A 10724-nucleotide genomic window follows, 5' to 3' on the forward strand; every position below is an offset into this window, starting at 1 on the left:
GGCTGTAGTTGTCCGAAATGCCGGCGGAAGCCGAGACCTGCGGCAGCAGCGCGCCTTCCGCCGATTTCACCGAAAACGCCGCGGCGTCGACGAGATGTTCGGTGGCGAGGATGGCCGGATGCTCGGCGGCGGCGATGGTGAAGGCCGAATCGATGCTTCCCGGCAACAGCTTGCCAACCGGCGCGGCCGCCTTGAGCTTGCCCGGCTCGTCGCCGACGATCTGGTGATAGGTAGCGGCACTGGCAAGAGCCGTCGCGCGGGCGGCGCTGAGCTGGGCCACTGCCGTGGCGCGCGAGGCATCGGCCTGGGCGACGTCGGTGCGGGTTCCCTCGCCGACCTCGAAGCGCGATCGTGCGGCGCGCGCCTGCTCGGTCAGGAACTGCAGGTTCTGTTCGGTCAGCACCGCGATCTGGCGATCGCGGATCACGTCCATATAGGCGCTTGCCGCGTTGAACAGGATATTCTCTTCGGTGTTGCGCAGGCTTTCGACCGAAGCCCTCACCTGCGATTCGGCGGCGGCGACATTGTTCTTGGTCTGAAATCCATCGAACAGCGTCTGGTTGATTTGGACGCCGAAGCTGCCCGTCGTTATTCTCCTGCTGATGCCCTGCCCGTGCGTGTTGGTGTAGTCGATGCTGCCCGAACCGGTGACGGTCGGCCGCCAGCCCGACTTGGCGATGGCGACGCCTTCATCGGTGACGCGCACGCCGGCCCGGGCGGAGTTCAGCTGGGAGTTGTATTGATAAGCTTTGGCGAGGGCGCCGGTGATGGTTTCCGCCGATGCGGCCAGCGGCGAGAGCGCTGTCGCCGAAATGAGCATGGCTGTCAGAAAAGTCTTGTGTAGGGGCGGCACGTATTATCCCTCATTCGTTTTGCATGGGAACCACGCCACGCAGCCTCTCCTTTCGGATCAGCCAGCGCCGCGTTGGTATCGTTCCCCCGCTGACTGCCCCCCGAAAATCCCCGGTCGAGCAAATCAGCAACGATTGTTCAAGCGCAAGCGATCATGACAGCGTCTTCGCCGCAAGGCAAAACCGCTTAAAATTCGAACGCATGGGCACGTTCGAAGCCCGGTAGTGGCTTAATTGCCGCATTAAATGCACGTCTTCCGGTTACAACCCCCCCTGCCTTGAAAAATAGGCGGGCCACGCCAGAGTTGCCCTGCCCCTCGACCACAACCAGGCGGCCGTTCTCGGCGAGTTGATCGAGCAATGCCGCAGGCACCTCCTCGACGCTGCCGTCAATGAAGATGACGTCATAGGGCGCCTTGGCGGCATGACCCTGCGGCAAAGGCCCGATCACCACCGTCACGTTCTGGCAATCCAGCGTCGAGAGCGTCGACTTCGCGGTTTCCGCCAGCGCTGCATCGCTTTCCAATGCAACCACCGATTTTGCGATTCGGGAAAGCAGGGCGGCCGAATAGCCGGTGCCGCAGCCGACATCGAGCACGCAATCGCCGTCGCCGATCTCGGCCAGTTGCAAAAGCTTTGCGAGCGGCGAAGGTTCCATCAGGTAGCGGGCGCCGCTGCCGTTGGCGCCTTCGGAAACACGGATGTCCTCGTCGATATAGGCGAGGTCGCGCTGGCCGTTACCGACAAAGGCTTCGCGCGGCACGGAAAGCATGGCTTCGATGAGCGGCGCGCTGGTCACGTCGGTGGTGCGGACCTGGCCATCGACCATCTTCACGCGGCGTTCGGAGAAATCAGCGTTCATGTTCCAACCAACCCGCTTTCCGCGTCAATCCGCTTCCCGCGCCCCATCCGATTCTCGGGCCAAGTTCGCGAGCCAATTCGACTGGAACCTGACGCTCCGGCGCGACGGCGCTGGAGCCCGGGCATTTGGAGGCCTCGCCCGGAATCGAACCGGGGTGCAAGGATTTGCAGTCCTCTGCGTAACCACTCCGCCACGAGGCCTTCCATGCTCCCGGCGTTCCGAGCGAACTCATTATGTTGACGGTGAAAGGTCGTCAAGCGCCGCAAGTTATTCCCGGCGCTTTCCCATGCGTCATCGGAGACAGTGGTTGCCAATCGCTTGCGGCCGATCTCGCGGTGCTTTCGGAACTTGCCGGTCCCTCTGGCGAGCACTCAGTCCGGCCGACGCCGGCGCTGCCACCAGACGACGAAGCGCCGCCTGTGGCGACGCACCATCGCGAATTCGTAGGACAGGACCAGCAAGCCCAGCGGAATCATCCAGAAACCGAGAACGGGCAGGAAGCCGAGGATGCCGCCGGCGATGAGCAGCACGCCGATCGCGATCCGCGACCCTCGCGAGCGCGGCATGGTGAATTCGCGGCCGAAGATCGTGATCTTCCGCGCCGGGGCGTTATCGTCGTCAGTTGCCGTCATTCAAACCAGATCCCATCCCGCGCAACCGAAGCCATCGCTACCAAAGCGACAACCCGACCGCTTTGTTCCGTGCCAGTGTGAAGCCGCTCATATGTGGGCATGCCGAAACGATGCCACAAATGGCCGCACAAAAAACTGGAGAAAAATTGCGAATTGCTGCTTTGCAAAGCCGAAAGGTGTTTGCTATAGGCTGCGCCACTCACGTCAGAGCCTCCGTTCCCCGGTAGCTCAGTGGTAGAGCAACCGGCTGTTAACCGGTTGGTCGCTGGTTCGAATCCGGCCCGGGGAGCCAACATTTCCAGGTCTTCAGAGTTTTTAGAAACTGCCGAAAATCGGCCGATCTACAGCATATCTACACAACTCGACTTCGCTAGGCGCCGATCTACGCGGGAATCGCCCGAAGGAGAGAAACCCACCATGGAACGCGTTTTCGATGAGCTGAGCTGCCTGCTGTAGGCGCGGCCTGAATGGAATTGGCACCCTGCCGCGACGGCTAGGACGCGTCGCCTCGCCGGCAGTCTGATGACTGGGCTTCGCGATTGGTGTCGGGATAGCGGCCGGGATGGCTCTCGCCGGTTAGTAGCGCGACTCATTTCTCGAGTTGATTTGGGATCAGGGGGTCGCGTGTTCGAATCACGCCACTCCGACCACTATAAATCAAAGACTTACAAGATTGCTCTCTCTGGTTTCGGCCTATAGCTTGACTTGGGGTCGTCACCGGGTCGTCACCAACAGACGACACTCCTCGCTTTCGCCTTCTGCCCCCAGAGGGCAAGACAGCAGGTGAAGCTTGGGCATATCCGATGCAAGTTTCCTTTGAATTGCTGACGGAAAGACAATGCCTGTGCCTCCCACCACCCGTTCTGCAGCGAAACCCGCCCGCAAGCGCACCGCCAAGAAGACAGTTCCGGGCAAGAAGCTGGGGGGCGGCACTGCAGCGGGCGGAGGGATTAATTTCCAGGCTGCATTGACAGCGATTGCTGGTGCGCATCTCCTGCGCGGAACGCCGATAGGATGGCTACGTGTCTCAGATGTTCCCACGGCTGTTTGGGCGGAAAGTGAGAGCGAGGGTGACGACTTACGCCTTGAACTTGTGCCGAGGCTTGTTGCCGAGGTCCAAGCCAAGAAAGGGCTTAGGCGCGGGAGCAGTTTGTGGGAAGCGCTAGAGTCTTTAGTCAGAGCAGTCCAGGCTGGCAAGATGGACTATGGCATCCTTGCTGTGGGCCCTGATTCCAGCGAGTCGGTGCGCGAGGATCTAGCGAAAGATCTCGATCGACTGGCGCAGGGCCGGAGCGACAATCTCACCGAAATCGGCAAAGAGCTATACCGCCGGTTGCAGGCGATCGGAGGCGCATGGCAGACGGCGTGCACTCGTGTTGTTGTCCGGGTTGTCCATGCGCTAGAGACAGACGGAGCCGACATCCGCACGGCCAAAGAGGTGCTGCGTTCAGTGTGCGCCAACGATGACGATGCGGACTCTGCTTGGAACGCACTGTATCAGGATGCGGTGCTTCGGATCGAGCGCCGCGGACGGTGGTCAATCCCATACCTGTTAGACGTGTTGCGCACGGCGAACATTGAGATTCGCGACTCTGAATTCCCAGCGGCAATCGCTCGCAAGTTGGCGGATTGGGTGCAACAGACCAATGACGGCTTTACGTTGCCTGCCGTGCGCAAATCACTGCCGCTCAATGCGTTGGTGGAAATGCGTACGGTGAGCACGGCGATTGACCAACCTTCTCCCGGCGACGCGGCAGCTGCACTAGCGCGTTATCATAGTGCCGGTGGTTCTCTTGATCGGAACGAGCGGGTTTTCGATGCCGAGTGGACTGGACAGTTCAAGTTGAACTCGGTTGTTGTTGCTGGACCAGGTCTCGGTAAGTCTACGCTTATGACGCTGCTGGCCAAGCGCTACGCATCGGATGGTCTCCCAGTTCTCAAGGTGAACCTTAAGCAAATTGCGGCGGCAATGACCGGCGGACTCAGTTTCGACGAGGCATTACTCCGTCACGGGCTGGATGGCTCGGGCATCAGCCCCCAACAGTTCGAACGATCATCGCTCAAAGGATTGGTCGTCCTAGCCGACGGCCTCGACGATTGCGGTATTGCCCATGATGCCGTCGGGCGCGCGCTTCGCGCATTCGCTATTGGCCATCCAAGCGCGCGCGTTATCGTTACAACACGCCCAATCGGCTATACGACCGCTTCTCTGGCAGTTTGGCAACATTACCGTCTGTTGGCGCCTGACAAAAATAATGGGGCCGGAAATCTCGCGAAGCTCCTTAACGCGCTTTCGGCGGGCGACGACCCAAACGAAACGGCTGCGCGCGCGAAGCGCGAGCTCAACAGATCACGCGCAGCCGATGCAATCAGCAGTAGTCCCTTGCTGCTCGGAATGGCGGCCGCAGTAATCGACGCGAATGAGCAGCTTCCCGATACCCGGCCGCGCTTATACGCGGAGCTGGTGGGACTTTTCGAAAGAAGCCGCAGTGCTGCCGCGCCGCGTCCGGTTGTCGCGCCGATCGCGACCCGCGTCCTGGACGCACTCGGCTGGCTACTGATGCGCGATCCCTTAGTGCCCTCTGAGAGGCTCACCGAACAGCTGGGTGAGTTGATCGCATCGGCTATGGGCCGAACGCCGCTCGCCGCGATTGAAGTCGTAGAGCCCGTGCTAGTACACTGGGAACAGCTTGGGATTATCGAGCGAGTACATCACGTCGGCGTCACATATTTTACGTTCGTTCACAGGAGCTTTGCGGAGTTTGCCGCCGCACGCCATCTGATTGGACTGCCAGAAAGTGACCGAGCCGGTGAGCTTGACCGGTTGATCGACAACGCCGATTGGCATGAGGTGATCGCCTTTACTGCCGGGCTTGGGCTCGGTGATGAGATCGCTGGTCTGTTAATCGAGCGTCGCGCGGCCGGAAGCGTTGGCCAGATGGAACGCGCGCTCGCGTTGGCTGCTGATCGAGATTCCGAAGTTAGCGATGGGAAAGTGCGTCAGCTCGCCGAGTTGGCGTTCGCAGCAATAGAAGGTGACGCGCCCGACCGGTTCAGCATAGGCGAGGCACTTACCAAGTTGGCACCGGTCTATCCTTCGACAATCGTCTCAATAGCGTCGGCGCGCCGCGACGACACGCGAAACGCAGTTAGACTTGTCGCATGGGCTTGCTTGGTGACCGTCGCGCCAGACGCATATGACAGCGACGAGCTGGCAAGAGTTTTGTCGGAACTTCTACCAACGATTAGCTTGCCCATGCGACCGAGACTGCTTGGAGGCTTACAGCTGGGAGGGCAAAAGGACCGCCACTTGATCGAGCCGATTGCGCTAGCAGCGCTCGCTGCTCAGCCTGATGATAGTCTCAAGGCATTCGCAGAAGCCCGCCTTGCGCACCCGGCATTCGACACCTTTCGCTTTCAGAGCAAGGTCGAAGAATTACTTCTCGAGCGAGGCATCGAAGAGCCGATTGAACTTCCTGCGCGAAAATCTACTCAAGCCGCTTGGAGCCTGCTCAATCCTTCCGAGAAATGGCAGATCGCCTCGGGCAGAGCGCTTCGCGCGTTTGCGGAGGCTGCGATGTCAGGGAGCGAGCTGCCTTCCCTTCCTGTGAGCGAACCTCAGAAACTGCCACAATTTGGCGCGCTCTATGCGATCGCTGCGTTCGGACAAGTACCGGCGTATGATGTCTACCGCTGGGAGAAGCCCTTCGATGCGAAGGCGGTGAGAGCTATCGTCCAAGCCGTTGTAAAGGCGTCGTCAATCGATTCACAAGCGCTCGACATAGAGGCAGCGTCAATCGTGCGTCGCATCGACGCGGGCGATCGGGTGGGTTTGCTCGAGTTGGACCTGCCTAGCGTCGACATCCCAGATCCGAACTGGGCCACAGCGGCTAGGTTAGCACCCGACCGCACCACGCTCATTGCAGCAATGAATCACGGCTCCGAATGGATGACCTATCTGGTAGGCAATATTATAGCCGCGTCGAGCGCGACAAAGGAGCAGTCGCGAGAGCTGCTCGACGTCAACGGTTCCGGGCTGTGGGCAGCGGTAGCTATAGTACACGATCAGCAACCGGCGGAGATAGCGAATGCGCTCATTCTCGACAGGCTGGCTGGCTCTTTGCCCCCAGGCAGTGAACACCTCTTCCGAAGTCTTGAAAAGAATGGTGTCAATCACTCGCCTGCGGTCATCGAAGCTATCCGGCGTGGGCTGGCGAGTCCGTCTGGGAGAGTTGCCGAAGCCGCCGCGGATCTCGCCAACACGCTGACAGCGCGTGGGCACCCAACGGACGCAGCCATATTGCTAGAGAGCTATGATCACCGAACGAAGACGGAGCTTTCATCTGAGGGGGGCATAATCCCGCCGAGCCCGCGCGCCACTTTACTGAGGCTACTAGCCGCCCAGGGAGCGATCGACGATGATCGTCTCCTTGCGGCTCTTTCGGATTCACGTTCCGACGTCGCCGAGGCGGCGAACAAACTGATTCTGCCTTTGCTCGGAGCCAACGTGTCAATTCGAAACACTTTGATTGATCGAATCGTGGCACGCGAGGTATCGGCAGGAGTCGCGGCAAACGTTTTAAGAAGTGAACCACCGCTGACCGCCGACCAAATCACTGCTCTCGAGGGTCTCGTCGACGATCAAGCTGCGAACTGGCGCCGGGCGAGTGTCGAGTTGCTCCGACCTGTTTATCTATCTGCTGACAAGATTGCGGAACATGCCACGAAGCTGGCCGCAGACAGCGAAGAGGAGATTCGCGAGGTGATAGCTGAGCGGCGGTTGAACACATCGACCTGAACAACGCTGTACTCAGAGTTACATATTGCGAGGCTTTCGTTCCCGATCGGCTTTGGCGCTCTGTGAGTGTGAAATGGGTATTTGACACTGAGAGGGTCAGCCAGCGGGTTCGAATCCCGCTCTCTCCGCCATACTATCAATAAAATCAATAAGTTATAGCAAAATTTCAGAACTTACCCGCCAAAAAGCCCATCATGTAGGATGCTATTGATTTAGACAGCATGCGACGGCATAAGACATCCGGCCGTGATGCCATTCCCATCGTAAAACTGTTCGGAACCGAGCGCCAAGTCAGCGATTAACGGACAGACGACAGTCTGCCTACCAAGCCGCCAGCGCTTAGGCCCAACCATGAGCCCGTCGCCAGTCGCGTTGCGGGCTTTGCTAGACCAGCTTCAGGTCCCGCTCCGGTGTCCGCCAGCTAGGCCCCGTCGCCACGTCCTCCCGGCGACGGACCCGTGAGGGTCATGTTTCAGATGTAGGCCACTTGTGTCGTTCTGTACTGAACAGAGGTAGTACGGTATAGCGCCCCCATCGAGATCACAATTTTTGACAAAAACGGTGAGCGACTACTGCTGAAAGCACCAGGTCATGCGCATGGATGACCGCGAGCAAGTAGCAATCAAGGTGATGAGTCGTCCGTGAACAATGAAGGGCGTTAGGCTGCGAGCGATTTCGGCCGGCTTTGGAGCGCGGCGAGGAGCAGCCACAAAAGCTGCCTGAACCAGTTGAGCAGGAGCGAGAAGTTGTAGCCGGCGGCGGCCAGGATGGCGTTGACGGCGTCGCCCTGCTCGCCGGCGAGGTAGTTACGGTCCATCCGGTGCTCGGCCTTGATGTGGCCGATCACGGGCTCGATCGCGGAGCGGCGGCGCATTTGGCGCTTGATGGCTGGGGTGACGCGGCGCTTCTGGCCGGCGGTGAAGACCCTGAACTTGTGGCTCTCAGGTGCATTGTGGCCCCGATATTCGGCATCGGCGAGAATGCGGCCGATCTCGTTGCCGATGGTCTTCTCCATGTCCGGGATGATCGCTGCGAGCGTGTGGCCGTCATAAGGATTGCCCGGCAGCGCTTTTGCGTGCAGGGCGAACTGGCCGCCCTTCGAGCGCTCGAGCGTGGTGGCGAGCGAGACCTTGACGCCGAACTCGTAAGGGGCATGCGCCTTGCCCTTGCCGATGCACTCGACCTCCGGCGCATGCAGGCTCCAGATCTTGCGGCCGCGCTGGCGTGGCCGTTGCTCCAGAACCGCCGAGGCCTGGTAGAGCGGCCATTTGAAGATCGCGTCCAACTCCGCGTCGCCGGCGATGTGGCGAGCGATGTCGCGAATGGTCCGGCCGAGATAGGTCTTGAGCTTGCGCAGCGCCCTGTTGGCCCGCTTGAACTTGTGTGGATGCCAGCCGTTTTGCAAGGAGAGCATTGAACTTTTGGGCGTGTGATCGAGTGCGGACTTGTGTCAGGCCTGTCTCAGGTGCGGCCGTTCACATGCCGCAGGGCCGGTATGGTGATGCGCGGATCAGGTCCAAATCTGCTTGGCGAGCTCATGCAGCTCCCGTTCAAACACTGGTTTTCCTGACCCCGATCTGATCGATCATTTGCCCATGCGGTTCTTGCCTTCCTCACATCTCCGACGTACCGGCTTCAGGTGCGCAGATGAGTGTTCATGCAGGCACCATCGCCGGATTCCGGTAATCCTCTTGTTTCGTTAGCATCGCCCAGATTCCGCGCGCCATCTTGTTGGCAAGCGCGATAGCCACCAGTATGCGTGGCTTCTTCGCCATCATGCGGGCAAGCCAAGAGCCGCTGGGCACACCCTTCCGGGAGGCCCATTGCACCACAGCCATAGCACCAAGGATGAGTAACCGCCGAATATCACGTTGGCCCATCTTCGAGCTCTTCCCCAATCGCTGCTTGCCCCCGGTGGACTTCTGCAGCGGGACCAGCCCGAGCCAGGCAGAGAAGTCGCGGCCACACTTGAAGGTCTCCATCGGCGGCGCAAAGGTTTCGACGGCAAGGGCGGCGATCGGCCCGACACCAGGCATGGTCTGCAAACGTCGCGACCTTTGCGCTTCCTTGGACAGCGCGTTGATCGTTTTCTTCAGTGCCTCGATCCGGCCAGTCAGGTGGGCGATCCGGTCCAGCAAATCGTCGCATATTTCACATACCAGATCCGGCAATTTCGCGTTCTGGTCCTCGATGATCTCTGCCAGGCGTCGCAGGTGGCCGATGCCTTGCGGAGCAACATATCCGAACTCATAAAGGTGCGCGCGCAATGCGTTGACCAGTTCGGTGCGCTGATTGACCAATTGTTCCCGGGTGCGGAACACGATGGCGCGGCACTGCTGCTCCTCGCTCTTCGGTTCGACAAAGCGCATCGTCGGCCGTTGTGCTGCCTCGACGATCGCCTCCGCGTCCGCGGCGTCGTTCTTATGGCGCTTGATGAACGGTTTGACATAGCCTGGGGCGAGCAGTTTCGGCTGATGGCCAAGCCTGGCCATCTCGCGAGCCCAGTGGTGGGCGCTGCCACAAGCCTCCATCGCCACAACACAGGCTGGATGATCCGTCATGAACGTACCGAACTGCGCGCGCGTCAGTTTCTTGCGAAACACAACAGATCCATCGGCTGCCGCCCCGTGCAGTTGGAAGACGTTCTTTGCCAGATCGACTCCAATGATGGTAACTTCTTCCATGGATGCTTTCCTCTCCTTTGCGTGGCTGTAGCACCACGAACTTGGCACGTTGCGATGCCGTCGGAGAAGGCTGGCATCCACCCCATCTGCTTGGCGTGCGCATAACGCTGGTGCTTGATCAGCGCCAGCTTGCCGACCCGCACATAGGTCTGGCGCAAATCCACACCCACCTGCTTGGCCAGCCGCACCAGCCGCTCGCGCGCCCGATGAATGAGCTTGGCATCGGTCGGGAACATCACGTTCTTCGGCTGCATGGTCGTGTCCACGATCACCCGACGCGTATCGGCCGGCTTCATGGCCCCGCTCTTGACCGCCACCGCGAGGCTTTCCTGCAGTAGAGCCGTGATCGGCTCCTCGCCCATGCGCTGGCGCCAGCGCGTTATTGACGAGCGGTCGAAGGTCAATTCGTGACGGAAGAACTCTTCGCCAGTGAGATACTGGAAGTAGGGGTTCTCCACCCAGCGGGCGCACAGCTCCTCGTCCGACAGATTGAAGGTGTGCTTCAGGATCGCAAGCCCCGCCATCAGCCGCGTCGGCAACGGCGGCATGCCCGGTCCGTCCGAATAGACCGCGCCGAAACGTTCTTCCAGCACCGGCCAGTCGATCGCCTGCGCCAGCCGCACCAGCTCATGCTTCATGTTGATGATCTGATCGAGCCTGGAGCGGAACAGGTCCTGCACTCCCGTCTCGCGCTTCTCGCGTGGCCTGGACACCGCCGTCCCCTCGATTCGCCTCGCCTAAACGAGTGAATCACGCATTGGCGCACAATGGAATCTGGAGGCTTCTGTGAGGTCCGTTGGCTCGACGGAGCCGCTTGGCACGACGTCGGACCTCATTGCAAGCCGGATTGAACGGAGCCGCGGGTCGGTCTGGCGCTATGGGGATTGTAGCCCTGCG

At 60.2% G+C, this 10724-nt stretch carries 5 protein-coding genes, 2 tRNA genes and 2 pseudogenes; 2 read left to right on the forward strand and 7 right to left on the reverse strand.

Annotation, left to right across the window (positions count from 1 at the left end):
* From EOA29_RS13015 to EOA29_RS13030, 4 genes are all read right to left on the reverse strand, one after another.
* Positions 1 to 853: TolC family protein (locus EOA29_RS13015; RefSeq protein ID WP_189478884.1), on the reverse strand; the 853-nt coding region annotated here is incomplete at its 3' end.
* 185 nt (positions 854 to 1038) lie between these two features.
* Positions 1039 to 1713 (reverse strand): protein-L-isoaspartate O-methyltransferase, encoded by a 675-nt coding sequence (locus EOA29_RS13020; protein ID WP_126093384.1) that lies wholly within the window; start codon positions 1711 to 1713, stop codon positions 1039 to 1041.
* Between the two features lie 126 nt (positions 1714 to 1839).
* Positions 1840 to 1913: transfer RNA gene (locus EOA29_RS13025), tRNA-Cys, on the reverse strand.
* Positions 1914 to 2084: 171 nt separating this feature from the next.
* Positions 2085 to 2345 (reverse strand): hypothetical protein, encoded by a 261-nt coding sequence (locus EOA29_RS13030; RefSeq protein ID WP_126093383.1) that lies wholly within the window; start codon positions 2343 to 2345, stop codon positions 2085 to 2087.
* A 217-nt stretch (positions 2346 to 2562) separates the two neighbouring features.
* Between EOA29_RS13030 and EOA29_RS13035 the strand changes: the two genes are divergently transcribed.
* Positions 2563 to 2637 (forward strand) — tRNA-Asn (locus EOA29_RS13035).
* A gap of 546 nt (positions 2638 to 3183) precedes the next feature.
* On the forward strand, positions 3184 to 7143 hold the full coding sequence (locus tag EOA29_RS13040; protein WP_127220978.1) for a hypothetical protein: 3960 nt from the start codon (positions 3184 to 3186) through the stop codon (positions 7141 to 7143).
* Positions 7144 to 7801: 658 nt separating this feature from the next.
* On the opposite strand, the pseudogene EOA29_RS13045 reads toward EOA29_RS13040, so the two are convergent.
* The 3 genes and pseudogenes from EOA29_RS13045 to EOA29_RS13055 form a co-directional block, all read right to left on the reverse strand.
* Positions 7802 to 8524 (reverse strand): annotated as a pseudogene (locus EOA29_RS13045) (transposase); the annotation flags it as partial.
* A 274-nt stretch (positions 8525 to 8798) separates the two neighbouring features.
* On the reverse strand, positions 8799 to 9827 hold the full coding sequence (locus tag EOA29_RS13050) for an IS110 family transposase (RefSeq protein WP_127220979.1): 1029 nt from the start codon (positions 9825 to 9827) through the stop codon (positions 8799 to 8801).
* An 86-nt stretch (positions 9828 to 9913) separates the two neighbouring features.
* Positions 9914 to 10540: pseudogene (locus EOA29_RS13055) on the reverse strand (transposase); the annotation flags it as partial.
* Positions 10541 to 10724: the final 184 nt, after the last annotated feature.

Origin of the sequence: Mesorhizobium sp. M1E.F.Ca.ET.063.01.1.1, assembly GCF_003998155.1 — a bacterium.
GTDB lineage: Bacteria > Pseudomonadota > Alphaproteobacteria > Rhizobiales > Rhizobiaceae > Mesorhizobium.

Bases quoted from the DNA above. Each gene is read 5' to 3' on its own strand.
- EOA29_RS13020 (WP_126093384.1), bottom strand. From the start codon at position 1,713: ATGAACGCTGATTTCTCCGAACGCCGCGTGAAGATGGTCGATGGCCAG.
- EOA29_RS13030 (WP_126093383.1), bottom strand. From the start codon at position 2,345: ATGACGGCAACTGACGACGATAACGCCCCGGCGCGGAAGATCACGATC.
- EOA29_RS13040 (WP_127220978.1), top strand. From the start codon at position 3,184: ATGCCTGTGCCTCCCACCACCCGTTCTGCAGCGAAACCCGCCCGCAAG.
- EOA29_RS13050 (WP_127220979.1), bottom strand. From the start codon at position 9,827: ATGGAAGAAGTTACCATCATTGGAGTCGATCTGGCAAAGAACGTCTTC.